21 protein-coding genes, 1 pseudogene and 2 riboswitches are annotated in these 24,879 nt (G+C 70.1%); of the genes and pseudogenes, 8 read left to right on the top strand and 14 right to left on the bottom strand.

The window, feature by feature from the left end:
- Positions 1–165: 165 nt before the first annotated feature.
- The 4 genes and pseudogenes from AC0Z36_RS01535 to AC0Z36_RS01550 all read left to right on the top strand — a co-directional run.
- Positions 166–1,029, top strand: a complete 864-nt coding sequence (locus AC0Z36_RS01535) for a polysaccharide deacetylase family protein (protein ID WP_485460771.1) — start codon at positions 166–168, stop codon at positions 1,027–1,029.
- A gap of 400 nt (positions 1,030–1,429) precedes the next feature.
- Positions 1,430–1,993, top strand: coding sequence for a hypothetical protein (locus AC0Z36_RS01540; protein ID WP_485460772.1), 564 nt, complete (start codon positions 1,430–1,432; stop codon positions 1,991–1,993).
- A gap of 398 nt (positions 1,994–2,391) precedes the next feature.
- Positions 2,392–2,592, top strand: coding sequence for a DUF5999 family protein (locus AC0Z36_RS01545; protein ID WP_485460773.1), 201 nt, complete (start codon positions 2,392–2,394; stop codon positions 2,590–2,592).
- A 678-nt stretch (positions 2,593–3,270) separates the two neighbouring features.
- Positions 3,271–3,504: pseudogene (locus tag AC0Z36_RS01550) on the top strand (TetR-like C-terminal domain-containing protein); the annotation flags it as partial.
- A gap of 147 nt (positions 3,505–3,651) precedes the next feature.
- Here the strand turns inward: AC0Z36_RS01550 and gcvP are convergent.
- The 14 genes from gcvP to AC0Z36_RS01620 all read right to left on the bottom strand — a co-directional run bounded on the left by gcvP (position 3,652) and on the right by AC0Z36_RS01620 (position 22,278).
- Positions 3,652–6,555: an aminomethyl-transferring glycine dehydrogenase gene (gene gcvP, locus AC0Z36_RS01555; protein WP_485460774.1), complete on the bottom strand. Its 2,904-nt coding sequence runs from the start codon at positions 6,553–6,555 to the stop codon at positions 3,652–3,654.
- Positions 6,556–6,608: 53 nt separating this feature from the next.
- A riboswitch (glycine riboswitch) is annotated at positions 6,609–6,718 on the bottom strand.
- Positions 6,719–6,854: riboswitch (glycine riboswitch) on the bottom strand.
- Between the two features lie 103 nt (positions 6,855–6,957).
- The gene (locus AC0Z36_RS01560; RefSeq protein WP_485460775.1) at positions 6,958–8,334 is read right to left on the bottom strand and encodes a DNA polymerase IV; all 1,377 of its coding nucleotides are present in this window, start codon (positions 8,332–8,334) and stop codon (positions 6,958–6,960) included.
- A 331-nt stretch (positions 8,335–8,665) separates the two neighbouring features.
- Positions 8,666–9,361, bottom strand: coding sequence for a SanA/YdcF family protein (locus AC0Z36_RS01565; RefSeq protein WP_485460776.1), 696 nt, complete (start codon positions 9,359–9,361; stop codon positions 8,666–8,668).
- 71 nt (positions 9,362–9,432) lie between these two features.
- Complete coding sequence (locus AC0Z36_RS01570) at positions 9,433–10,047, bottom strand: MerR family transcriptional regulator (protein ID WP_485460777.1); 615 nt, start codon at positions 10,045–10,047, stop codon at positions 9,433–9,435.
- 431 nt (positions 10,048–10,478) lie between these two features.
- Positions 10,479–10,952, bottom strand: a complete 474-nt coding sequence (locus tag AC0Z36_RS01575) for a bifunctional nuclease family protein (protein ID WP_485460778.1) — start codon at positions 10,950–10,952, stop codon at positions 10,479–10,481.
- Positions 10,953–11,076: 124 nt separating this feature from the next.
- Positions 11,077–11,784, bottom strand: a complete 708-nt coding sequence (gene ftsR, locus AC0Z36_RS01580; RefSeq protein ID WP_485460849.1) for a transcriptional regulator FtsR — start codon at positions 11,782–11,784, stop codon at positions 11,077–11,079.
- A gap of 113 nt (positions 11,785–11,897) precedes the next feature.
- Positions 11,898–12,446, bottom strand: a complete 549-nt coding sequence (locus AC0Z36_RS01585) for a double zinc ribbon and FHA domain-containing protein (RefSeq protein WP_485460779.1) — start codon at positions 12,444–12,446, stop codon at positions 11,898–11,900.
- Positions 12,447–13,080: 634 nt separating this feature from the next.
- Positions 13,081–13,881, bottom strand: a complete 801-nt coding sequence (locus AC0Z36_RS01590; protein ID WP_485460850.1) for a DUF881 domain-containing protein — start codon at positions 13,879–13,881, stop codon at positions 13,081–13,083.
- Between the two features lie 404 nt (positions 13,882–14,285).
- Positions 14,286–14,618 (bottom strand): small basic family protein, encoded by a 333-nt coding sequence (locus AC0Z36_RS01595; RefSeq protein WP_485460780.1) that lies wholly within the window; start codon positions 14,616–14,618, stop codon positions 14,286–14,288.
- Positions 14,615–15,664 (bottom strand): DUF881 domain-containing protein, encoded by a 1,050-nt coding sequence (locus tag AC0Z36_RS01600; protein WP_485460781.1) that lies wholly within the window; start codon positions 15,662–15,664, stop codon positions 14,615–14,617. The genes AC0Z36_RS01595 and AC0Z36_RS01600 overlap by 4 nt, the downstream gene beginning before the upstream one ends.
- Positions 15,665–15,829: 165 nt before the next feature.
- The gene (locus AC0Z36_RS01605) at positions 15,830–18,325 is read right to left on the bottom strand and encodes a sugar phosphate nucleotidyltransferase (RefSeq protein WP_485460782.1); all 2,496 of its coding nucleotides are present in this window, start codon (positions 18,323–18,325) and stop codon (positions 15,830–15,832) included.
- Between the two features lie 86 nt (positions 18,326–18,411).
- Positions 18,412–19,080: a cardiolipin synthase ClsA gene (gene clsA / locus AC0Z36_RS01610; RefSeq protein ID WP_485460851.1), complete on the bottom strand. Its 669-nt coding sequence runs from the start codon at positions 19,078–19,080 to the stop codon at positions 18,412–18,414.
- 19 nt (positions 19,081–19,099) lie between these two features.
- Complete coding sequence (locus tag AC0Z36_RS01615; protein ID WP_485460783.1) at positions 19,100–20,554, bottom strand: glycosyltransferase 87 family protein; 1,455 nt, start codon at positions 20,552–20,554, stop codon at positions 19,100–19,102.
- Positions 20,555–20,823: 269 nt separating this feature from the next.
- A complete protein-coding gene (locus AC0Z36_RS01620; protein ID WP_485460784.1) occupies positions 20,824–22,278 on the bottom strand; it encodes a glycosyltransferase 87 family protein in 1,455 nt (484 codons plus the stop codon).
- Between the two features lie 319 nt (positions 22,279–22,597).
- On the opposite strand from AC0Z36_RS01620, the gene AC0Z36_RS01625 reads away from it, so the two are divergent.
- The 4 genes from AC0Z36_RS01625 (at position 22,598) to AC0Z36_RS01640 (ending at position 24,777) form a co-directional block, all read left to right on the top strand.
- Entirely contained in the window at positions 22,598–22,747 is a 150-nt protein-coding gene (locus AC0Z36_RS01625) for a hypothetical protein (RefSeq protein WP_485460785.1), read from the top strand.
- A gap of 32 nt (positions 22,748–22,779) precedes the next feature.
- Positions 22,780–23,064 carry a hypothetical protein gene (locus AC0Z36_RS01630; RefSeq protein WP_485460786.1) on the top strand — a complete coding sequence of 95 codons (285 nt, stop codon included), beginning with the start codon at positions 22,780–22,782 and terminating at the stop codon, positions 23,062–23,064.
- A 73-nt stretch (positions 23,065–23,137) separates the two neighbouring features.
- A complete protein-coding gene (locus AC0Z36_RS01635) occupies positions 23,138–23,587 on the top strand; it encodes a Zn-ribbon domain-containing OB-fold protein (protein WP_485460787.1) in 450 nt (149 codons plus the stop codon).
- The gene (locus AC0Z36_RS01640) at positions 23,584–24,777 is read left to right on the top strand and encodes a lipid-transfer protein (RefSeq protein WP_485460788.1); all 1,194 of its coding nucleotides are present in this window, start codon (positions 23,584–23,586) and stop codon (positions 24,775–24,777) included. Before AC0Z36_RS01635 ends, AC0Z36_RS01640 begins: the two co-directional genes overlap by 4 nt.
- The last annotated feature ends 102 nt before the right edge of the window (positions 24,778–24,879 follow it).

A 24,879-nucleotide genomic window follows, 5' to 3' on the forward strand; every position in this document is an offset into this window, starting at 1 on the left:
CTTATATTCTGAGCCGACATCAGGAACATTGGGCGCGAATCCCAGTGAATCACAGCATCTGCCGCGAAGGAACCGCTCCGCAACCGGGTACGTCCTGATTGACGCCGAACCGTTTACGGATTCCTGGACTTCTCCGGACTTGTCCGGACCGCTTCAGGACAGGACGTGGAGGTGACCGTGCCGCCGCTCAACAGCGCCCGAGTCCAGATAGCCGTGGTGGCGCTCGCACTCGTCCTGTGCGGGTTCCTCCTGTGGTCGACCGCCGCCGACGGCCGTGGCGGGACCCCGGTGTCCCTGTCCGGCGGGGGCGACACCGCCATCCCCACCGGGCCTCCCGTCAACCGGCCGCTGGAAGCGCCGCCGTCCCCGGGCGACACCGTCGCCCCCGACCGCGTCCCCGGCGACCGCCCCCCGGTCCCCGCCGCTCTGCAGAACCGGGCCGGGACCACGGACGGCGGCAAGTGGGTCGCGCTGACCATCGACGACGGCCCCAACCCGAAGCACACGGGGCCGATGCTCGACCTGTTCAAGCAGTACGGCGTCAAGGCGCCGTTCTGTGTCCTGGGGCCGCAGGCGAAGGCCTATCCCGGGCTGGTCCGCCGCATCGTGGCCGAGGGCCACACCTTGTGCAACCACACGATGACCCACGACACGCGCTTGAAGACCAGACCGCCGGAGGTCATCCGCGATGAGATGCAGCAGACCCTGGACATCCTGGGCCAGATCGTCCCGGGCGCGCCGGTCCTGTGGTTCCGGGCGCCGGGTGGCAACTGGTCCGACCAGATCCGCGACACCGCGGCCCGGCTCAACATGCGTTCACTGGGCTGGACCGCCGACACCTGCGACTGGAAGAAGCCGGGCGTCGACAAGATCATCCAGGCCGTACACCAGGAGTTGCGCCCGGACGGGGGCGTCCTCGCCCACGACGGCGGCGGCGACCGCACCCAGACCATCACGGCGCTGCGCCGGCTCATCCCGGAACTCCAGGCGCAGGGCTACAAGTTCACGGTGCCGCAGGGAATGCCCTAGAGATCTCTAAGTCCTGAGAGGCAGCCAAACCCGGAAAGGCGTCCAAGCTCTGAAAGGCGTCCAAGCTCTGAAAGGCGTCCAAGCCTTGAAAGGCATCACAGTGCGGCCCGGAGCCCACTCGCGGCAGTAGTCGCGGCGGGCTCCTGACCTGAGCCGAACGCCGTCCGAAAACCTGCCGGTGCATCAGCAACCGGACATCCATGGTTACTTCGTGCATCTGATTGAGTACAATGCGCTGACTAGCCTGTGCCGTGTGCCATACAAGGCACCACACAGTCAGACCTGCCCGGACACGGCTGAGTCTTCCGGGCCCTATGCGGTAACGCCCACTACCCCGTGGCCTTACCGTCCCCCGCGCGTACCCCTCCACGTCACGCACCAGCGAACCCGAGGCGGCCCGATGACCCTGCGCACCCTTTCCGCCCCCGATGCTGCTTGGAAAGCCGCCCGGGTGCTGACAAGCGCCCTTCCCGGTGTACGACCCGGCGGAGCCGGGGCCACCCACCCCCACCCGATGTACAGCATCGACCTCGACGAACTGACCGGCGGGCACCCCCGGCTGACCGGCGCCCTGGCCGTCGGCTGGCGCTGGCTGGTCCGCGACCGCGACACGGACCGCCTGCTCGGTGCTGTGGAGACCACCCCCGGTCCGCACGGCGATGCCGTCGCGAGTTTCACCGCCGGCCCCTTCGCCCTGTCGACCGCGACCGCCCTGAGCCTCGCGTCGGCCCTGTCCGCCGGGTCCCGGCGGCACTACGAACCCAGACTGCTGGACATGCCCGGCATGTACATGGCCGCCCTGTGGCTGACGGACCCCGCCGCTGACCTCCACGGACGGGCGGACCTGATCATTCCGCTGGCCCCGGCGCCACCGGGTGTCCGGGCGCTGCACGCGCACCGCCCCGAGGAACTCGCCCGTACGCTCGCCACCCGCGTCGGCTCAGCGGTGCTCGCCGGAACCTGAAGCAGAACCTAAAACAGAACCTAAAACAGAACCGGAAGCAGAACCGGGACCGGAACCCGCGGTTGAACGCCCGGAGCAGGCCCCGGAACGGCACCCGGAGCGCTGCGCGCCCCGGCCGCGCCGGAGCCGGCCGGGGCGGTCATCGGTCGGCCTAACGGACACTCATCGTTACTGTGGGCGTGTGACCAGGTGAGATTGGTCACCGCCAGGTCACAGACACGCCACCAGGACAACACAGACGTGTCTGAAGTCTCCGAATCCCTGCGAAACGGCACTCTTGGGCGGACACTGATTGCCGGGACTACAACCGCCAGAGGTCCAAACCTCTGCGATTCCCCTACTGTGGCAAGCCAGAAGCCGCGCAGCGATGCGCGACAAGAATTCAAGAAGGTACAACGATGTGCCAGCACCGCCCGCAGTGCCCGTCGGCCGACAGCCCCGACCGGGAGGCCGCGCACGTCGTCGCAGCCCATCCGGAGCAGGGCTGGAGTCTGTTGTGCAACGGCGTCGTCCTGTTCGAGGACACCGGCGAGCTCCTGCCGGACGGCAGGACGATCGCACCGCACCGCCCGCGGGTGCAGCTGGTGACGGCGGCCTGAGGCAGCCGATCCCCCGCATTACGCACAGGTGACACCCCGCGCGCCGTGGGGACGGACGACATCGTCGTAGTCCGTCCCCACGGCGCGTTGTCCGTGTCCGGACTGTTCCGGCCACCGGTGCCACCGAAAAGCCGGGCCGTCGCGCGGGGACCCGGAGGTCCTGCGGCTGATCGGGAAGATCTACGGGATCAAGGCCCCGGCCGACGGACGGCCCCGTTGAGATCTTCCTGACCGGCAGCACGAAGAAGGACGGTCCAGTCCAGGCCGACCTCAACCCGCAGATCCTGAACGCGGACGCCGATCCGGCGGAAGTCCGGCCCGCCGGGCAGTGGTCCTGACCGCAATCGTCCGGCTCTTCCTCATGGTCCGTCCGCAGGCTTCCCACGCCCGCCCGTTGGGGAATCTGAGTGTCAATCAATACCGGCTTCGTCAGCGAGGCACAGAACGTCGGGCCCTGAGAAACCCTGCGGGACTAGTCTGACCAGGCAGGACACCTCCCGGACCGACGGAGCGCCATGGCTACGACACCCGCTGCCGGGACCCGGCCGCCCCCGCGACCCGCGTACGGACGAGGTGATCCTGGACGCCGTGCGGGAGATCCGCACCGAGCAGAGCTACGCCCGGCTGAGCATCGACGCGGTGGGAAGCGGTGACTTCGCCGTGGACGTCCGCGGTTTCGTGGACGCGGCGCTGACTTCGTTCCAGCGCCCGGAGACGGCCGCCGCACTGCCGGGCCTGCTGGCGGAGTACCGCGACCATCCGGCGCTGAAGGAGCTTCTCGCCGAGCGTCTGGAGCCGGTCCACGAGGTGTTCCGCAGGATTGTCCGGCACGGCGTCGAAGGCGGCCGGGTCAGGGCGGACGTCGACCCCGACCTGTTGTTCGTGACGCTCAACGGCGCGGTCATGTACGCGGTCCTGGGCACGGCCACGGCCCAGCGCCCGGGGTTCGCCCAGGAGTTGACAGACCTGGTTGTCCAGGGCACGGCCCAGCACGTCCAGCCGAAACGATCTTGGAGTTTCCGGGGCGGCAATCGTCCCGCAAACTCCAAGATCGCCACCTCAGCCGGCGTACGCCTCGATCGACGGGCACGAGCAGACCAGGTTGCGGTCGCCGTGCGCGCCGTCGATGCGGCGGACCGGCGGCCAGTACTTCGCGGCCGGGTTCATCCCGCCGGGGAACAGTCCCTCGGTACGGCTGTAGGCGTGGTCCCAGTCGCCCGCGAGCATCGCCGCGGTGTGGGGCGCGTTGGCCAGGGGGTTGTCTTCAGCGGGGAGGTCACCGGAGCCGACGCGGTCGATCTCGGCCTTGATCGCGATCATGGCGTCGCAGAACCGGTCGATCTCGTTCTGGTTCTCGCTCTCCGTCGGCTCGATCATCAGCGTGCCGACGACCGGGAACGACATGGTCGGCGCGTGGAAGCCGTAGTCGATGAGGCGCTTGGCGACGTCGTCCACCGTGACGCCGGTGGCCTTGGTGATGCCGCGCACGTCGATGATGCACTCGTGCGCCACCAGGCCGCCGGGGCCGGTGTAGAGCACCGGGAAGTGCGGGGCGAGCCGCTTGGCGATGTAGTTGGCGTTGAGGATCGCCACCTGGGTGGCGCGCTTGAGCCCGTCCGGGCCCATGAGGCGCATGTACGTCCAGGAGATCGGCAGGATCGACGCGGAGCCCCACGGGGCGGCGGAGATCGGGCCGACGCCGGTGGCCGGGCCCGCGTCGGGCTGCATCGGGTGGTTGGGGAGGTACGGCGCGAGGTGCGCGCGGACGCCGACCGGGCCGACACCGGGGCCACCGCCGCCGTGCGGGATGCAGAAGGTCTTGTGCAGGTTCAGGTGCGAGACGTCCGCGCCGAACCTGCCCGGTTTGGCGAGGCCGACCAGGGCGTTGAGGTTCGCGCCGTCGACGTAGACCTGGCCGCCGGCCTCGTGCACCAGGGCGCAGATGTCGGTGACATGGGTCTCGAAGACGCCGTGCGTGGACGGGTAGGTGATCATCAGCACCGACAGCGCGTCGCGGTGCTTCTCGATCTTGGCCCGCAGATCGGCCTCGTCCACGTCGCCGTTCTCACCGGTGGCGACGACGACCACGCGCATACCGGCCATGACGGCGGAGGCCGCGTTGGTACCGTGCGCGGAGGACGGGATCAGGCACACGTCACGGCCGGTGTCGCCGTTGGCCCGGTGGTAGGCGCGGACCGCGAGCAGACCCGCCAGCTCGCCCTGCGAACCGGCGTTCGGCTGGACCGACACCTTGGCGTAGCCGGTGATCTGCTCAAGCCCGGCCTCCAGGCTCTGGATCAGTTCCAGGTAGCCACCCGCCTGGTCGATGGGCGCGAACGGGTGCAGTGCCCCGAACTCCGGCCAGGTGACCGGCTCCATCTCGGTGGTGGCGTTGAGCTTCATCGTGCACGAGCCCAGCGGGATCATGCCGCGGTCCAACGCGTAGTCCTTGTCGGACAAACGGCGCAGGTAGCGCAGCATGTCGGTCTCGGAGCGGTGCGCGTGGAAGACGGGGTGGACGAGGAAGTCCTCCGTACGGAGCAGGTCCTCCGGCAGCGCGTCGGCGGTGGTCTTGTCGAGGCCGGCCACCTCGCCGGTGACGCCGGCCGCGCGCCAGACGGTGTCGACGTGCGCGCGGGTGGTGGTCTCGTCACAGCTGATCCCGACGTGGTCTGCGTCGACGAGGCGGAGGTTCACGCCCTCGGCGCGGGCGGCGGCGACCATCGCCGCGGCGCGGCCCGGGACCTCGACGACCACGGTGTCGAAGAAGTCGCGGTGGACGACGTCGGTACCGGCCGTACGGAAGCCCTCGGCAAGGATGGCCGCGAAGCGGTGCACCCGGCGGGCGATCGCGGTCAGGCCCTCGGGGCCGTGGTAGACCGCGTACATGCCGGCCATGACGGCGAGCAGCACCTGCGCGGTGCAGATGTTGCTGGTCGCCTTCTCCCGGCGGATGTGCTGCTCGCGGGTCTGGAGCGCGAGGCGGTAGGCCTGGTTGCCGTCGGCGTCGACGGACACGCCGACGAGGCGTCCGGGCATCGAGCGGGTCAGCTTCTGGGTGACCGCCATGTATCCGGCGTGCGGTCCGCCGAAGCCCATCGGGACGCCGAAGCGCTGGGATGAGCCCACCGCGATGTCGGCACCCATGGCACCGGGCGACTTGAGCAGGGTGAGGGCGAGGAGGTCGGCGGCGACGCTGACGAGCGCGCCGCGCCCGTGTGCTTCTGCGATCACGGCGGTGAGGTCGCGGACCTGGCCGTCGGCACCCGGGTACTGGAGGAGGACGCCGTAGAAGTCGCCTTCGGGCAGACCGGCGGCGGTGTCGGTGACGAGCACCTCGATGCCCATCGCCTCGGCGCGCGTGCGCACGACGGCGATGGTCTGCGGCAGAGTCTGCGCGTCGACGACGAACACGCTGCTCTTGGACTTGCCCGCGCGTCGCGCGAGGGTCATCGCCTCGGCGGCGGCGGTGCTCTCGTCCAGGAGGGAGGCGCCGGCCACGTCGAGCCCGGTCAGGTCGGTCACGACCGTCTGGAAGTTGATGAGGGCCTCAAGGCGCCCCTGGGAGATCTCCGGCTGGTAGGGCGTGTACGCCGTGTACCAGGCGGGCGATTCCATGACGTTGCGCAGGATCACCGGCGGGGTCACGGTGCCGTAGTAGCCCAGGCCGATCATCGGCGTGAGGACTTCGTTGCGGGCGGCGATGGCCCGCAGTTCGACGGCGACGGCCGCCTCGGTCAGAGCCGGGGGCAGGTCGAGGGCTTCGATCGTACGGATCGTCTCGGGGACGGCCGCGTCTGTCAGGTCGTCCAGGGAACCGAAACCGATGTGGGCGAGCATCTTCGCCTGCTCGTCGGCGTCCGGGCCGATGTGGCGGACGTCGAACGGCTGGGCCCGCTCAAGGCCGGCCAGGCTCCCGGGTCCCGAACGCGGCGGAACGGAAGGGACGTGGGACGTGGTCATCACGGAGGCCTCCTGGATTACTCCTGGCGGGTACGCGGCCGTACCCGTCGGTGGCCTCCCCCTCTGTCATCGGTACCTGAGAGCTTCACCCGCGGGCACGTGCGGGTTTGCACCGTCGGCGAGCCACCGGCCGTCTTCACCGGGGACTACTTTCCAGAGTGCTCTGTCCTACGCGGTACGGGGGCCTGAGAGATTCCGGGGAGGAGTTGCTCCTTCGGCGCCCGATGTGCGGACCAGTGACGGAATATGTTGTCGGATCCCGTTGCGGTCCCCACCCGGGACTCTCCCGCGCGGCCACATGAGCAGTGTCAAAGGTAGCAGCGGCCCACCCGGTGCGGGACCGGTCCCCTGGGGTTCCTGAGGTGCGGTGGCGTTTTGCCGCCGTACGTCCGATTCATGCCGTCAGGCCGGCTTCCCGCGCTGGTCAGGGGGCACGAGCGACTGCGGCTCGGCACCCGTGAGATCCGGATCGTCGATGCGGAACGTACGGACCCGCCCCGGAGTGGACCCGGGTGTCTCGAACCGTACGGTGACCCGGCCGACACCGCTGCCCTGCACCCAGCCCGGACCCCACTCGGTGTGCCCGACGTCCTGCCCGGGGTGCCAGACCGCCAGCGGCGGACGCCCCGGGTGGAAGACTGCGGGACCGCCGGGTTCCCACGCCCCGGGCTCCTCTTCGTCAATCCGTACGACTTCGGTGTCCGGACCGCTCCCGAACAGGTCCTGCTGCGCGTAGTCGGCGAGCCCCGACACCCCGACGCCGAGCAGCCGCAGGCCGCCTTCGTTGTCCACCTGGGCGATCAGCCGCTGCGCCGTCTCCCGGATGACGACAGGGTCGTCTGTGGGGCCGCGCAGTGTCTCGGAGCGGGTGAGGCTGGAGAAGTCGTAGCGGCGCACCTTGACCGTGATGGTGCGCCCGGACCGCGCGGCGGCGCGCAGGCGCTCGGTGCAGCGGGCCGCGAGCCGGTCGATCTCCCGGATGATCCTGGCCCGGTCGACGAGGTCGGTGTCGAAGGTGTCCTCGACGGAGACCGACTTGGCGTCGCGCTCGGCGACCACGGGCCGTTCGTCCCGCCCCTGGGCGAGGGCGTGCAGTCCGCGCCCGTGCGCCTGGCCGATCATCCGTACGAGATCGCTCTCAGGCAGGGCGGCGAGGGCTGCGACTGTGGTGATCCCGGCCTTGCGCAGGGTGTCGCCGGTCGCCGGGCCGACGCCCGGGAGGGCCCGCACGGACATCGGGTCGAGTACGGTCCGCTCCTGACCGGGTTCGATCACGGTCAGCCCGTCGGGCTTGTCCAACTCGGAGCCGACCTTGGCCAGGAGTTTTGAGGCGGCGGCGCCGACCGAGCAGGTGAGCCCGGTGATCTCGTAAATGTCCGCGCGGAGCTTCGTCGCGATCTCGACGACTTTGGCGGTGTCGAGCCGCCCGCGGTACGGACCCGCCTCCAAGTCGATGAACGCCTCGTCCAGGCTCAGCGGCTCGACCAGCGGCGACAGCTCCTGCATGAGCAGCATGACGATCTCGCTGACCTCCCGGTAGATCGTGAACCGGGGGTTCAGATAGGCCGCGTTGGGACAGCGCCGTCGGGCCTCGGACATCGACATGGCCGAGCGGACGCCGAACTTCCGGGCCTCATAGGAACAGGTGGACACCACACCTCGTCCGCCGAGACCGCCGACGATCACCGGCTTTCCGCGCAGACTCGGTTTCGCGGCCTGTTCGACGGCGGCGAAGAACGCGTCCATGTCCAGATGCAGGATCGAAGGCGCGGTTCTCACAGCTCAGATCATGCCTGACCGGGCTGACACCGAGCCGCGCCACCACGAGGCGACTGATCGAAGCGAAGCAGCGCGTCCCAAACGGGTCGAGGACGCGCAGCACCCCGAGCGGCCCCACCCCGCAAGGCGAAGACGCGCAGCACCCCGAGCGGCCCCACCCCGCAAGGCGAAGACGCGCAGCGCCCCGAGCGGCCCCACCCCGCAAGGCGAAGGCGCGCAGCGTCCTGAGCGCGCCCGGAGGGCGCGGCCTGACCGGGCGACGCGCGGGCGCCGAGCGACGACTGAGCGCAGCGAAGGCGGCGTGAGGAAAACGCCCGCGCTTGGAGCCCGGCTAAGAACTGAGTGCGATCCGGACGGCGTCACTCGGCGGCGTCGACTTCTGCGGAGCGGGTTTCCGGAGGATGGTGAGCACCGCCTTCGCGGCGGCCGGGATCTCGCGCATCCCGCCGTAGACGGTCGGCGGGATGCCTTCGAGCCGGTTCAGGGAGTTGTCCCCCACCCCGTAGACCGTCGCAAGGCCGGCGGCCCGGCACAGGGCCAGTGCGCGGCGGAGGTGGAACTTCTGGGTTATCACCGTGACGCTGTCGACCCCGTACACCTGGACCGCGCGGACGCAGGAGTCCCACGTGGTGAATCCCGCTTCGTCGACGACGATCCTGGCGTCCGGCACTCCGCGGTCGGTCAGGTAGCGGCGCATCACGCCGGTCTCGTCGTAGCGGTTGCCGCCGCCGTCGCCGGTCACGAGCAGCACCTTGACCTTGCCCGACCGGTACAGCTTGAGTGCGACTTCGAGGCGTTCGGCCAGGAGCGGCGTCGCGGTGTCCCCCACGACGCCCGCGCCGAGCACCATGCCCACATCGGTGGCCGGCACCTTGTCCACCGACCGGACCCTGTTGCCGGCGGCCAGGAACGTCCAGGTCACCGGGACGAGCCCGACGACCGTGCACATCAGGAGAATCTGGAAGAACAAGCGCTGACCCCGGCGGGTGCGTGGGACTTTGATCCGGCCACGAAGCTTGGTGAGCATGTCGGGGACGACGAATGAGGTCGCCGGTCGGTTCCGGTCACCGGTGGGGTGACGGTCACGCCGGGGCCTTCTCATACTGCTTTACTGCGGCGGCGCGCGGCCAGTTCATCGGACGGGTGGAACCGTACGACGGCCTCACCGGTTTCGGGCTGCTCGCCGGGCAGCTGGCCCAGCGCCGCCTCGACTTCGCGGCAGACCGCCCCCACGGCGATGCCGAAGACCCCCTGCCCGCCCTGGACCAGTTCAACGATCTCTTCGTACGACGTGCACTCGTAGACGCTGGCCCCGTCGCTCATCAACGTGACGCCGGCCATGTCCTCGACCCGGCTGCTGCGCAGGTGGTCGGTGGCGACGCGGATGTTCTGCAGGGAGACGCCGGCGTCCAGGAGCCGCTTGACGATCTTGAGGACGAGGATGTCGCGGAAGGCGTAGAGCCGCTGGGAACCGCTGGTGCCGCCCGGCCGGATGCTGGGCTCGACCAGGCCGGTGCGGGCCCAGTAGTCCAGCTGCCGGTAGGTGATCCCGGCCGCCGCGCAGGCCGTGGGACCGCGGTAGCCGACCTCCGGCTGCGCGCCTCCCGCCGAGGGGCCCTGCACACGGCCGCGGGGGGGCTGGACGGCCCGCGCGGACACGGGTCGGGTCGGGCGCGCGGGCCCGGGGGCCGTGTTGTCGCCGGTGATGCTCACGCCGACCTCCGTCTCATCCCCCTGCCGTCAGGACATCGACTGCGCGGGGGTCCGTTGGTCCCAGGCTGCGTGCGTCGATATGCAACGCAGCAGAATCCTCCCCGGGACTGTCGTTTTCGACGGTAGGCAGTCACCTGGGGTGCGTCAACGACCGGCACGTTCGGCACGCCGAGTGACACACCACGGGAGAGTGGTTTGAAACCATCCGGTTCGGGTAAGCAAACCCACCGATTGATCGATCGTTCCTGGTCAAGGACAGAAACTTCACGAAACCACAGCCGTCGGCACCGGTCTCGCCGCACGCTGCGTGATATTCACCTCGTGCGTCGACCCGGGCCTGTCACACGGCCGGAGGGCCGGGTCACGTCACTGGGCGCACACGGGCGGCGCCCTCTGCGGGCGGTCAGCGGCCGGCAGTCACCGGCTGGTGGTCATTGACTGGTGGTGCCGAAGTCCTCGGGGGAGATCTGGTCGAGGAACTCGCGGAACTTCTCCACTTCGTCCTCCTGCTCGTCCGGGATGACGATCCCGGCCTCGTCGAGGACGCTCTCCGCACCGACGATCGGCGTGCCGGTGCGCAGCGCGAGCGCGATCGCGTCGGAGGGGCGGGCGCTGACCTGGGTCCCGCCTTCGAACACCAGCTCCGCGTAGAACACACCTTCGCGCAGATCCGTGATCCGGATCTGTGTCAGGTCCTGCCCCAGCGCCTGCAGCACGTCCTTGAGCAGATCGTGTGTCAGCGGCCGGGCGGGTACCACCCCCTGCTGTGCGAAAGCGATCGCCGTCGCCTCCACAGGACCGATCCAGATGGGGAGATAGCGGTCTCCCCCGGTCTCGCGCAGGAGCACGATCGGCTGGTTGGAGGGCATCTCCACCCGGACGCCTACGACCTCGAGCTCATTCACATCGCCACACTAGCGCGCTTGCACCACCGGCACAGATCCCCCCAGGGGAATCAGTGCCGACAATCGTCAAATACGGAAAAAGTCAGCCGTCGCGGGTCACTGCCGGGTGCCCGGTGGAGGACTGTCAGCGCCCGAGTGTCGGCCGCAGCGCGGCGTCGACCATCACCGTGTGGAACCTGGATGTCAGGGCGAGGAGTTCGCGTACGGCCTGCTCGGCGCCCGTCCTGGCCTCCGCGCCGCGGCGGTGCAGCAGCGGCGCGACGATCTGTTCGACGAGGGCGGCCTCGCGGTCCGCGGCCGCCTTGATCTGCCGCAGGTGCCTGGGTTCGAGGCCGTAGCGGCCGAGTGCGGTCACAAGGCGCGCGACGACCAGCGCGTCGCCGTCGTAGTGCGGGCCCGGCAGCGGGTCGGCGGGCCCGGGGGCCGCGGGGAGGGGGCTGATCAGCCCGTACTCCTCAAGGCGGGTGAGCCGGTCGGCGTCGATCCCGGCGGCGGCGGTCAGTTCTGCGCGGGTGAGGCGGACCGTTCCGGCGTCAGGTGCGGCGGCGCCGCCCCCGACGGCGTCCGTCGGGGCCGCCTGGGGCTGCGGCGGTTGCAGGCCGTTGTCAACGGCCGCCAGTTGCTCCTTGATCACCCGGAGCGGCAGGTAGCGGTCCCGCTGGAGGCGCAGCACGTAGCGCAGCCGGTCGAGGTCGGCGGCGGCGAACTTGCGGTAGCCCGAGGGGCTGCGCCGGGGTTCGACCAGGCCCTCGGCCTCGAGGAAGCGGATCTTGGAGATGCTGATGTCCGGGAACTCGGGTTTGAGCAGGGCCAGTATCTCGCCGATGCTCATCGTGCCCGCGGCACCGGGGACTGCCGGCCCCGGAATTCCGGCGGTTCCGGGCACGGCGCCGCCGACGCCCGACCGGTTGTCCGGTCCGTCGTCGACGGCGGCCGTGCGCCGGGTCACGCGTGGTCCCCGCCGGGGAGCATATTGCGGCTGGGGAAGAAGACCAGGCGGTATTTGCCGATCTGGACTTCGTCGCCCGGGTTCAGCGCCACTTCGTCGATCCGCTGGCGGCCGACGTAGGTGCCGTTGAGGCTGCCGACGTCCGCGACGGCGAAGGTACCGCCGGGCCGGCGGCGGAACTCGGCGTGGTTGCGCGAGACCGTCACGTCGTCGAGGAAGATGTCGCTCTGCGGGTGACGGCCGGCCGTGGTGCGGTCGGCGTCGAGCAGGAAGCGGCTGCCGGAGTTGGGACCGCGGCGCACCACGAGCAGGGCGGTGCCGGCCGGGAGCGCGTCGACGGCGGCCTGCGCCTCGGCGTTGAGGACGGGCTGCTGCCCGGTGCCGGTCGCGTCCGCGTCCATCGCTTCGATGCCGCTGATGGAGATGGTCGAGGTGCGCTCGTTCGGGTCCTCGACCGGGACGGCCGCACCCAGCGGCGCACCGCAGTTGCTGCAGAACCGGCTTCCGGCGATGTTCCGGTGATTGCATCTGCTGCACACCGTCATCGCACCCGCCTCCTGTTGCGGCGCGCCCGCGGCCGCTCCGGACCCTCGACCTGAAGTCGAGGGTTGTCCGGAACTTATGCGCGCGTCACGGCCGGGGTCAAGGCTGACATGCCCGGTGTCCGGCATGGGGTACTGCTGTCCGTACGCCTGTGGCGCACCGGGTGCCCGTCCGCCGTCGGACGCCGGCGCTGCCGGCTCCTGACCGGCGCGACGGGAACGACCGAACAGCCTCGCGAACAACTTCACGGGCGAACCTCCCCGAGAGAACCTGGCCCGCCCGTGGGGCAGGAATGCGTGTCAATGTGAACGGGTAGCGGAGGGATCCGGTTCCCCTGTGGTGCGTTGGGACCGTCCGTGCCGGGTCCGCTTGTGGCGGGTCCGGCGCATGGGTTCCACGGTCGGCGGCCGAGGGGCCGCCGGTGGTCGGACTGGGCGTCGTGCGCACGGGCGCACTGCACGGTCTGCTGCAAGGTCGTCAGCTCAGTTGATCTGGTTCGGACAGGTGGTCTACTGCGGTGGCCTGCCGCTCCGGTCTGGTGCCCCGGAACAGGTGTGGCCGGTGTTGCGTCCGCATTCTGTCAGGTGGACGGGGCGGCCGGTTCCACCGTGTGCCGGACGGTCAGCTGATGGGCGGTCATCCGTTCCCGCCACCCGGTGCCGAGCGAGCGTAGTCAGGCTGCTGCGCAGGCCGCAAGGCGTCGACCAGCACCTGCTGGGCCGGGGCGATCTGCACTTGGGCGTGTTTGTTCTCCAAGGTGCGCACCACCCCTCCGGGGATCTTCAGCGCCGGTTCCAGGTCCTGCGGATTGCCGATCACCTTGAACACGTACGGGGAGCCCGTCTCCTGTCCGTCGATGGTGATCCGGCCGGGTTTTCCGGCGGTGTCGGTGAACCAGGTCCCGGCGACGACCCGCACCTGGTTGATCTGGATCGCCTCGGCGCCGGCGTTGCGCAGCTCCTGGAGGGTGTCCAGGAGCATGTCGCCCTTCACCTGACCGCCCGTGTCTGTGACGGTCAGGACGATCCCGGGCCCTTCGGCCTTGACCGTGCCGGCCAGGACGCCGAGCGCGGCGGCCTTCTGCTCCGTCTGGGTCCTGGCCTCCTCGGCCCGGTCGTTGCTGCTGCGCAACTGGTCACGGCTGTTGGCGAGGCGGTGCTTCTCCTCTTCGAGCCTTGAGGTGCGTTCGTTGAGCTCGTCCAGGACGCGGACCAGGTCGGATTCGCGCGCGCCGCGCAGCGGATCCGACTGGGTGTTGGAACGCACCTGGATGGCCAGGCCCGCCCCGAGGGCGAACAACAGGACGGCGACGACGAGTTGGGCGCGGCTGACACGGAGCGGCCAGAGCGACGCGAGCAGTCTGCTGCGCCCGGTGGGCTGTGGCCCGGCGGCCGCCGAGAGAGCGGAGGGCGGTGCGGCGTCCGGGTTGTCGGACACCGCTTCCGCGGCCGATTCAAGAACGGCCTCGCGTACGGCTTCGTCCTCCGGTTCCTTCGTGAAGTCCACGCCGGGGACCAGGTGCGGCACGCCCCGCTCCGGGGCGTGCTTCGCGCGGTGCCGCCGGTGGTGGAAGAGGTCCACCGTGCGGCGGTGTTCCACGGTCGGCAGTCGCGCGCCGTCCGGCGGCGTCTCCCCGACCCGGCCGGGGACTTGCCCCGTCACGGGTTCCGGGACGGCCGGTGCGGCGGAGTCCTCCCGTACGACGTCCTCTTCCGGGACCGCGGGCACCGCCGGGGTCTCCGGCGCTGCCGGGACCGGGGTGGCCTCGCGGTCCGGTGCGGGGCGCCCGGGCTCCGGCGGGACCGGAGGCTTGTCGTCCTTGCTGCTCACCTGGTGCTCCCCTAAGCCCGGAAGACGTGCCGCCGGATGGCCGCCGCGTTGGAGAAGATGCGGATGCCGAGGACGACGACCACGCCGGTGGAGAGCTGGGCGCCCACGCCGAGCTTGTCGCCGAGGAAGACGATCAGCGCGGCCACGACCACGTTCGACAGGAACGAGACTACGAAGACCTTGTCGTCGAAGATCCCGTCGAGGAGGGCCCGCAGGCCGCCGAAGACCGCGTCCAGCGCGGCGACCACCGCGATGGGGAGGTACGGCTCGAGTTCGTGCGGGATGACCGGGCGGGCGATGAAGCCGACCACCACCCCCAGTACCAGGCCCAGTACCGCGATCACTCTGTTTTGTCCTTCGTTGACGCCGAGTCGCGTGGAGTGCGGCCCGTGGTGGGGGTGGGGCTCTTGGTGCCCGTGGAGGCCGTGGAGGCCGAGGAGGACGGAACGGGGGTCCCGGAGGTCTTCGGGGGAACGGAGGCGGCGGTCGGGGAGGCGGACGCGGAGCCGGGGGCGGGCGTGCCCTGGGCGTGCGCCCAGTGCAGGTTCACCGTGGTCGCGCCGGGCAGACTCATCTTCTTCTGGACCGAGGTGGTCACCCGGATGCCGTAGCGCTGCTGGAGCGTGGCCAGGGCCCGCCCGTCGGCCCCGTCCTGGAAGTCCACCTGCATCCGCTTGCCGTCGCCGACGGCCTGCACGACGTACGGCGGGGACAGCGGGCGGTTGTCGACCAGGACGGACTTGCCCGCGGCGCGGATCGCCGACAGCGGGGTGAGCCGCTGGCCGTTGACCGCGACCGCTTCGGCCCCGACCGTCCACAGCCCGTTGACCAGGCGCTGCAGGTCGCGGTCGAGGATGCGGCCGTTCTCCGCTTCCTTCTGCTGCCGGGGGTCGGTGGAGTCCTTTTCGTCGGTGGCGGCCTTCGCGTCGTCGGCCGTCACCCGCAGCCCGGGACCGGTGACCGGGTCCGTGCCGGCGAGCAGGCCGAGCAGTTTGACCCGGTCCGCGAGGGACTTGGGGAGTTCCTGCTTCTGTATGTCCTCGACGTCGGCGCGCAGTGAGTCGACCTCGGCGCGGAGCTTGTCGGCCTTGTCCTCACGGCTGTGCACCCGGTCGACGAGATCCTGCCGCTGCTTCTCCAACTGCGGGGCCTGTTCACGCAGTTGCATGGCGGCGACGGTGAGGATGACGGCGATCAGCGCGACGCCGAGCCCGGCCAGGAGGTTGGCCGCGAGCCCGGTGCGCAGACCGGTCTTGCCGCGGACCGCACGGCGGGCGGTGGCTTCGGCGTAACCGGCGTCCAGGCTTTCGGCCATGATGTCGGTCAGCAGCGACATGGAGGCATCGGGCCGCCTGAACCGGTCGTTCGGCGAGGCAGTCCGCTGTGGCATGCGCCCATCGTTCCATGTCCGGACCCCTGGTCCGTCCCTGGGGCGCGCGATCAGCCCGAATCAGTGATGTCTCAATCTGTGTCCGACTGTCGCCGGACGGGCGACGGCCTTCCGGAAGCGGACATCGCCCGCTTCCGGAAGGCCGTCAGGAGCCGACCGCGCTTTTCACTCCCCGGCGCGTTCGACCACCTGGGTCCACTCGTCGAGGAGTTCGGTGGCGGCCTCGTCGCTGGGGCCTTCGGCCCACAGGTGCGTGACGGCCTCCGCCGGGTCGGGCAGCACCAGGGCCCAGCGCCCGTCGGGCTCCACGACGCGTACGCCGTCGGTGGTGTCCACGTCCCGCTCCCCCGCGACTTCGACCACGGCCCGCATGACCTGTCCCTTGACCGCCCACGGTGTGGGGATCTCACGTCGCAGCACATGCGCGTGCGGGATGCGCGCGTCGATCTGGCTCAGGGTCATCTGCGTACGGGCGACCAGGCCGATCAGGCGGACGAACGCCGCCGTGCCGTCCAGGACGGTGCTGAACTCGGGCACGACGTAGCCGCCGCGCGCGTCGCCGCCGAAGACGGAGCCGTCCTCGCCGGCGACCCGGGCCAGGTCGCCGGGCGACGTCGTCGTCCAGTGGACCTGCACACCGTGGTAGGCCGCGACCTGTTCGGCGATCCGGGTGGTGGTGACGGGCAGCGCCATGGTGCCGCCGCGGCGTTCGGCGGACACCAGGTCGAGGAACACCAGCAGGGCGCGGTCGTCGTCGATGATCCGGCCCTTCTCGTCCACGACGGACATCCGCTCGCCGACCGGGTCGAACCGTACGCCGAAGGCTGCCTTCGAGGACGCGACGATCTTGCCGAGCTTGGCCAGGCCCGCGCGCCGTTCGGCGTTCGTCTCTGTGGGGCGGCTGTCGTCCAGGCCGCTGTTGACGGTCAGCGCCTCCACGCCGAGCCGCCCCAGGATGCTGGGCAGCACGAGCGCGGCGTTGCCGTGCGCGGCGTCGACGACGACCTTCATGTCGGCCTCGGCGACACCGCTGATGTCGACGGCCTTGAGCAGTGAGCTGGAGTACGCGTCGAAGGCGCGTGCCGGGAAGGAGAGTTCGCCGATCTCACCCGGGAAGGCGCGGCGGTACTCCTGGCGGGAGAACGTCCGGTCGAGTTTGCGCTGCGCGCCCTGCGACAGGTCGGCCCCGCGTTCGTCGAAGAAGACGATGTCGACGCTGTCCGGGACACCCGGGGTCGTCCGGATCATGATGCCGCCGGCCGAGCCGCGGGCGGTCTCCTGGCGGGCCACCGGCATCGGGACGTTCTCCATGTCCCGGACGTTGATCGCGCTGGCCTGGAGAGCGGAGATGACGGCCCGTTTGAGGGCCCGCGCGCCACGGGAGTGGTCCCGCGCGGTGGTTACGGTGGCGCCCTTCTTCAGGGTCGTCGCGTACGCGGACGCCAACCGTACGGCCAGCTCGGGGGTGATCTCCACGTTGAGGATGCCGGAGACCCCACGGGGCCCGAAGAGGTTCTTCTGGCCGCGCGACTCCCAGATGACCGAGGTGTTGACGACCGCCCCGGCCTCGATCGTCTTGAACGGGTAGACGCGGACGTTGCCCGCGACGATGGCCTCCTCCTCGATGAGGCACTCGTCGCCGATCACCGCGCCCTCTTCGATCCGGGCGGCCCGCATGACGTCGGTGTTCTTGCCGATGACACAGCCGCGCAGGTTCGTCTGCGGGCCGATGTAGACGTTGTCGTGGATCACCGCGCGGTGCAGGAACGCCCCGGCCTTCACAACGACGTTGGAGCCCAGGACTGTGTGCTCGCGGATCTCGGCGCCGGCCTCGATCTTGGCGTAGTCGCCGACGTACAGCGGTCCCTTGAGCACCGCCTCGTCGTCCACCTCGGCGCCTTCGGCCACCCACACGCCGGGCGAGAGCTCGAACCCGTCGATCTCGACGTCGACCTTGCCGGTGAGCACGTCGGCCTGGGCCTTGAGGTAGCTGTCGTGGGTGCCGACGTCCTCCCAGTAGCCCTCGGCGACATAGCCGTAGATCGGCTTGCCCTCCTTGAGCAGCTGGGGGAACACGTCACTCGACCAGTCGACGGACTCGTTGGCCGCGACGTAGTCGAAGACCTCCGGCTCCATGACGTAGATGCCGGTGTTGACGGTGTCCGAGAACACCTGGCCCCACGTCGGCTTCTCCAGGAAGCGCTCGACCTTGCCCTCGTCGTCGACGATGGTGATGCCGAACTCCAGCGGGTCGGGGACCCGCGTCAGGCACACCGTGACCAGGGCGCCCTTCTCCCGGTGGAACTCGATCAGCTTGGTGAGGTCGAAGTCGGTGAGCGCGTCGCCGGAGATGACCAGGAAGGTGTCGTCCTTCAACGCCTCTTCGGCGTTCTTCACACTTCCGGCCGTACCGAGTGGGATCTCCTCGTTGGCATACGTGAGCTTCATGCCGAGCTCTTCGCCGTCCCCGAAGTAGTTCTTGACCAGCGAGGCCAGGAACTGCACGGTCACGACGGTCTCGCTCAGGCCGTGGCGTTTCAGCAGCCGGAGTACATGCTCCATGATCGGCCGGTTCACCACGGGCAGGAGCGGTTTGGGCATGCTGGAGGTCATCGGGCGGAGACGCGTTCCTTCTCCGCCGGCCATTACAACGGCCTTCATATTCGGTCTCGTCCTCCTTCGTGCTGGTTCGCACATCTGGCATCCGGACCGGTCGGACGGGGACCGACACACAGGCCCCGGATGCTTCAGGCAGTCAGCGTCCCAGCGGAGGCCCGGTCACCGTCAGCCGTGCCGTGGTCCCCTGCGGGGCCGGCCTTGGCTGCGGCGACCAGGTTCCGGGTCTGGACCGCGTAGAGCACTCCTGCCCACCAGTAGAGAGCTGTACCCCACCAGGTGAAGGCCCAGCCGAAGATCGCTGCGAGAGTTGCGACACGTCCGTCCCCGTCGCTGAGCAGCAGCAACGGGAAGCCGGACATCAGGTTGAAGGTCGCCGCCTTGCCGATGAAGCTGGTCGGCAGGGACATCAGACCATGCTTGCGGAGCACCGGCAGCAGACACAGGATGAACAGTTCGCGGCCGAGGACCAGGGCGGTGACCCAGACCGGCAGGATGCCCCGCCAGGTCAGTCCCAGCAGCGTCGACAGCACGTAGAGGCGGTCGGCGAGCGGGTCGAGGAGCTGGCCGACCCGGGTGATCTGGTTCCACTTGCGGGCGAGCTTGCCGTCCAGCCAGTCGGTGAAGCCGGACACCATCAGGATCGCGACGGCGATCCCGTTGTGCTTCGGGCCGCCGAACTCAGGCCACAGGACCAGCCAGAGGAAGACCGGAACGCCCAGGAGCCGGGCGAAGCTCAGCATGTTGGGAATCGTGAAGACCCGGTCCGAGGTGACCGTGCTTCCTGTCGCCGCAGGCACGTCCACCGGCTGCCTCTTCCTACTTCAGGGGGTTGGGTTGGTCGGCTTCGAGCCTACCGGCAGGGGGTTCCGCCTGGTCGGCCGCGGGTTCCCGGTGTACGGCGCCCCCGGAGCCGATGACCGTCCAGCACACGGCCAGGGTCAGCGCGGCCCCCGCGAAGAGGAAACTGTTGCCGAGCAGGGACTGCCCGAAGTTCCAGTGGTCCTCGACGCCGATCCGGTCGCGGGTGCTGCGCGGGGCCAGCCAGATCAGGCCCCACGGCTGCAGGGTCTGCGCACCGTCCCACGCCCCGTCCGCGCCCAGGCGCAGCGGCCAGGCCGCGTAGAAGATCCAGTAGGCGGCCGTCAGCCCCCACCACAGGCGGTTCCGCCGGGTGTGCGCCTGGTGGAGCAGCAGGACGAAGGCCGGGACGACCCACACCCAGTGGTGCGACCAGGAGATCGGTGAGACGAACAGGGTGAGCGCGCCGACGATCACCACGCCGAGCAGCTCCTGGCCGCGCAGTGACGCCTTCGCGGCGGCCACCAGGCCCAGGACGCCCAGGACTGCGCAGCCGAGCAGCCACAGCAGGGTGACCGCGGCGGGGCTGCCGTCGCTGCCGACCAGGCGGCTGAAGAATCCCTGGACGGACTGGTTGTTCAAGGTGCCGACGCTGAGCTTGCCGTTGACCCGGCCGCTGATCTCGACGACGTGCAGCCAGTACGCGCTGGACGCGTCGGGGATGACCAGCCAGCCGCAGCCGATGGTGGCCAGGAACGCCGCGACCGCCACACCCGCTGCCCGGAACCGCCGGGTGACCAGCAGGTAGACGATGAAGAGCGCCGGGGTGAGCTTGATCCCCGCGGCGATGCCGATCAGGACGCCTTTGGACCGGCGGCTGTCGGGCAGCGCCACGTCAATCATCACCAGGGCGAGCAGGACCAGGTTGACCTGCCCCCACACCAGCGTCCACTGGACCGGCTCGAACCACAGGGCCGCGGCCAGGACAGCCGCGGTCGCGCCGACCCGGCCCACGCTGCGCCGGTAGCCGAGCATGCCCCACGAGCACCAGACCACGGTGGCCAGGGACAGCAGGCTGCTGACGGCCATCAGCCACTTGAGGCCGCCGAAGCCGAGCGGCAGCAGCAGCTTGAAGACGAACGCGGAGAACGGCGGGTAGATGAAGGGGAGTTCCCAGGTGCCGAAGTTCTTCTTGTAGAGGTCCGTCTGCCCCGTGGAGGTCTTCAGCGCCTCCGCGGCGTTGTGGTAGACGCTCAGGTCGAGCATGTGCCACATGTCACGGCTGTTCCCGGCGGCCCACAGGCCCCACAGGAGGAGGGCGCAGGCGGCGGCGGTGAGGCCGGTGACGGCCAGGCGCCGCGGCCGGGCGAACTCCCGGTCCCCTATGTCCGCGGTCCGCGACCCGTACGGAGTGCGGGGCTCGAGCGTGAGCAGCTCGCGGCAGGAGTTCACGAACGCGCGGGGGAAGGACATGGGGTCTTGATGCTCCAGGAGTAACACAGGCGGATCGGCTCTCAGGTCAGGGCGGTTCACCTCGGACGGCCGGACCCTCGGGGCCGGGTCAGGATATCGGTCCCGGCCGTCCGGTTTTCCCGTGTGCCGCCGGTCCGCTGTCCGATGGTCACTCCACGGGTCGTCACGGCCGGTCCGCCGCAGGGCCCGGCCGGTTCAGCGCCGGGTGGCACCGGTTCAGCCCGCTGGCCTGCTCGGCGCCGGGTGCTCTGTTCAATCGGGTGCCCCGTTCAGCACCCGCCCGCGTCCGTGCCGAGCGGCGTGCTGCGCCAGCGGGCGGCCCCGCCCCGGACACTGCCCGGCTTAGGGCGCTCGGGAGGCCGGGGGCGGGCGGCCCGGCGGGCCTTGGCCGCGGAGGCCAGCACGACCACCGAGACACCGAACAGCAGGACAAGGCCCGCCAGGGTGTAGGCGCTGCCGGTCACCTGCTCGAAGCCCCGCAGGTCCAGTTCCCGGCCCTCCCGGTAGGGCACCCGCCACACCACGCCGGTGGGGATGGAGTCGCCGAGCTCGCCGCGCCGGACCGGCAGGGCCATCATCACCGCGACGAGCGAGAACGGCAGCAGCCACGCGGCACGGCGGGCGTGGTCGAGGGCGTACGTGACCATCACCACCAGGCCGGGGATGATCCAGACCCAGTGGTGGGTCCAGGAGATCGGTGACACGAGCAGGCCGGTCAGCGCGCACAGGCTGACGCCCGCCAGATCGTTGCCCTTCCGGGACAGTGCGGCCGACGCCAGCAGGCCCAGGACGCCGACGGCACCGGCGGTCAGGAACCACAGGAGGACGGGCGGATTGCCTTCGTGGAGGAGCCTGGCGAGGGTGCCGCGCAGGGACTGGTTGCCCGGGAACGGTGCGAAGCCCATCCGGGAGTCGTCGCCGAACACTCCGCCCCAGTAGCGCCCTGATTCCTTGGGGAGCAGCACGAACGCCAGGCCGATAGTGCCGGCGAAGGTGCCGAGCGCGGTCCACGCCGCGCGGAAGCGCCGGGTGAGGAAGAGGTAGGCCACAAAGATCAGCGGGGTGAGTTTGAGCGCGGCGGCCAGGCCGATCCCCACGCCCTGCCACTTGCTCTTCTTCTTGCGCGACACGTCGAACAGCACGAGCGCGAGCAGCCCGAGGTTGACCTGCCCGAAGCGCAGTGTCTCCTGGACCGGGTCGGTCCACAGGAGGACCGCCGAAGTGATCAGGGCGAGGACCGTACGGCTTCGTCTGTCGTTGATCTTTGTGGCGCTCGTTCTTGCGGTGCCGTCGCCGGCGGCGCTGCTCCCGGTGGCGCCGGCGTCCGCGGCGCCACCCGTTGTGGATCTGCGCCCCGCCATGCCCCAGGCGAGGTAGGCGCACAGGTACAGCAGCACCAGGTTGACCGTCACCGCCAGGCACTTGACCACCGCGAGCGGGAGCCAGGTCAGCGGCACGAAGACGACCGCGGCCCAGGGCGTGTAGGTGAACGGCAGGTGGGCCAGGGTCACTGTGATGTCGTACAGGCTCGCGTCGCCGTCGAGCACGGCCTCGCCGCCGGCCCGGTAGACCTTCAGGTCGCCCATCCACCACATGGTGTCGCGCCGGGTGGCGGCCAGGACCAGGTAGCCGATCAGCGACAGGGCGGCGAAACCGGCCGCGGCCCACAGTGTCCGGGGGTGCCGGAGAAGGCCCGCGGCGGCTGGTTCCGCTCCGGTCGCCACGACGGCTTCCGGAGCGGTTGCTGCGACAGCGGGAGGAAGAGGCTGCTCCCCGGCGGGCCGGACAGGGGTGGACGACGGCGACATGCCCTGATCGTTCCATTTCCACCGGGTGGGCCGCCACCGCCGCGCCGGGTGGATCAACCACTATTGTCCCGTTCAGAGCTGGTTTATGCGTCCGGGAGGCGGATAGTTCGACTGATTGACCGGTTCGGTCCCGTCCGTCGGTCCCCCTTCCCCGACACCCCGACGCGTCACGCGGCGGTCCCGGCGGAGCACCGGCCCGCAGTCCGGCGACCACGTCCCCGTACGTGATCGTGATTTGCGCCAGTGGCGTGTAGTCACGCAGGTCACGGACCTCGGAGCACGCGGCCCGGTGCGCGGCGGACTCCGCGGCGTGGTGAACCTCGGCGAACTCGCCGATGAGGTGCCCGGTCAGCAGGAGCGGCCGGTTCCCCCGCCGGGCCGCTGATCAGCAGCCTGGACCTGCTGAACGGCGGCACGGTGAACACCTACATCAACCCGGTGGGCCACGACACCTGGTCCTTCACCTTCCACCTCTACCTGAACTACGACAACGACCGGACCGTGGACGTCTTCCAGCAGTCCCGCGTCGCGGTGAACCAGGACTACACGGGACTGGAACACCCCGATCAGCTTCTGATCCGACGTCGGGACGTAGCGGCGGTACGGGACGCAACCGCGTCCCGTACCGCCGCTTCACGCTGTCCCGCCGCTTCCCACTGTGTGACCAGCGCGACCCGCCCCTCGCCTGCCGCTGATACCTGACGTACCGTCAGAATGGAGCGCGTCAGGAATCCCGCGGCATACAGACGAGACATACAGACAGGAGGGCGCACCGGTGACGAAGGACCGCAAGCCCGTGGTCCCCGGCTGGTTCACCACCGACGATGGAGACTTCGCGCTCCTCGGCACCCGGTGCACCGCCTGCGGGACCGTGTTTTTCCCGCGCCAGGAGAGCTTCTGCAAGAACCCCGCCTGCACGGGTGAGGAGTTTGCCGAGGTCGAGCTCTCCCCGCGCGGCACCGTGTGGTCGTACACCAACGCCGGCTACCGCCCACCGCCCCCGTACGTGTCCGACCCGGACGCCGAGTGGGAGCCCTTCACCCTGATCGCGGTCGAGCTGGCGGCCGAGGGCATCATCGTGCTCGGCCAGGCAGTCCCGGGCGTCACCGTGGACGACCTGAAGGTCGGCGTCCAGGTGGAGATCACCCCGGGCGAGCTGTACGAGACGGCCGACACCGTCTTCACCACCTGGAACTTCAAGCCGGTTACGGAGGCCGCCGTATGAGCGCCGACCGCGAGGTAGTCGTCCTGGGCGCCGGCATGCACCCGTGGGGCAAGTGGGGCCGCAACTTCGTCGAGTACGGCGTCAAGGCCGCCCGCGACGCGCTGACCGACGCGGGGGTGGGCTGGCAGGAGATCCAGTACGTCTCGGGCGCGGACACCATCCGCAACGGCTACCCGGGCTTCGTGGCCGGGTCCACCTTCGCCCAGGCGCTCGGCTGGAACGGTGCGCGGATCTCCTCCGCGTACGCCGCCTGCGCCTCCGGTTCGGCGGCCATCGCCAACGCCCGCGCGCAGATCCTCGCGGGCCTGTGCGACGTCGCACTGGTCGTAGGTGCGGACGCGGCCCCCAAGGGCTTCTTCGCCCCCGTCGGCGGGGACCGCCCCGACGACCCGGACTGGGTGCGCTTCCACGTGCTCGGCGCGACCAACCCGACCTACTTCGGGATGTACGCCCGCCGCCGCATGGACCTGTACGGGGCCACCCTGGAGGACTTCGCCAAGGTCAAGGTGAAGAACGCGCGGAACGGCCTGGCCAACCCGAACGCCCGCTACCGCAAGGCGTTCACCCTGGCCGACGTCGCGGCGTCCCCGGTCGTGGCCGACCCGCTGCGCCTGATGGACATCTGCGCCACCTCCGACGGAGCCGCGGCGGTAGTCCTCTGTTCCAAGGAGTTCGCGGCCAGGCGGACGACAAATCCGGTGAAGATCGCGGCTGTCTCCACCATCACTCCCACCTTCCCGAGCACGGTCCTCGAACTGCCGGACATCGGCACCGACTCGACGGTCGCGGTCCCCCGGAACGAGCGCTCGTTCCGGGCCGCCCTCGCGCACGCCGCGTACGAAGAGGCGGGCATCGGTCCCGGGGACCTGTCCCTGGCCGAGGTCTACGACCTGTCCACCGCACTTGAGCTGGACTGGATCGAGGACCTGGCGATCTGCGGGCGCGGCGAGGCGGAGAAGCTGCTGCGCGACGGCGTGTTCGACGTCGTCGGCCGGATCCCGGTCAACGCGTCGGGCGGACTCGGTTCGTTCGGCGAGGCCGTCCCCGCCCAGGCCATCGCCCAGGTGTGCGAGCTGACGTGGCAGCTGCGGGGCCAGGCCGGCGGCCGTCAGGTGGCGAACGCGAAGGTGGGCATCACCGCGAACCAGGGTCTGTTCGGCCACGGCTCATCGGTGATCGTCACCCGCTGACCCCTGCGTGTCCACCCGCGTCGGTCATGTACAAAAGTGCCCTGCGGAGATCGACAAAGGGACTTTTGTACATGACCGACGTCCGTCCTTACACCCAGGAGT

It is taken from the genome of Kitasatospora sp. UYEF31 (assembly GCF_057291755.1).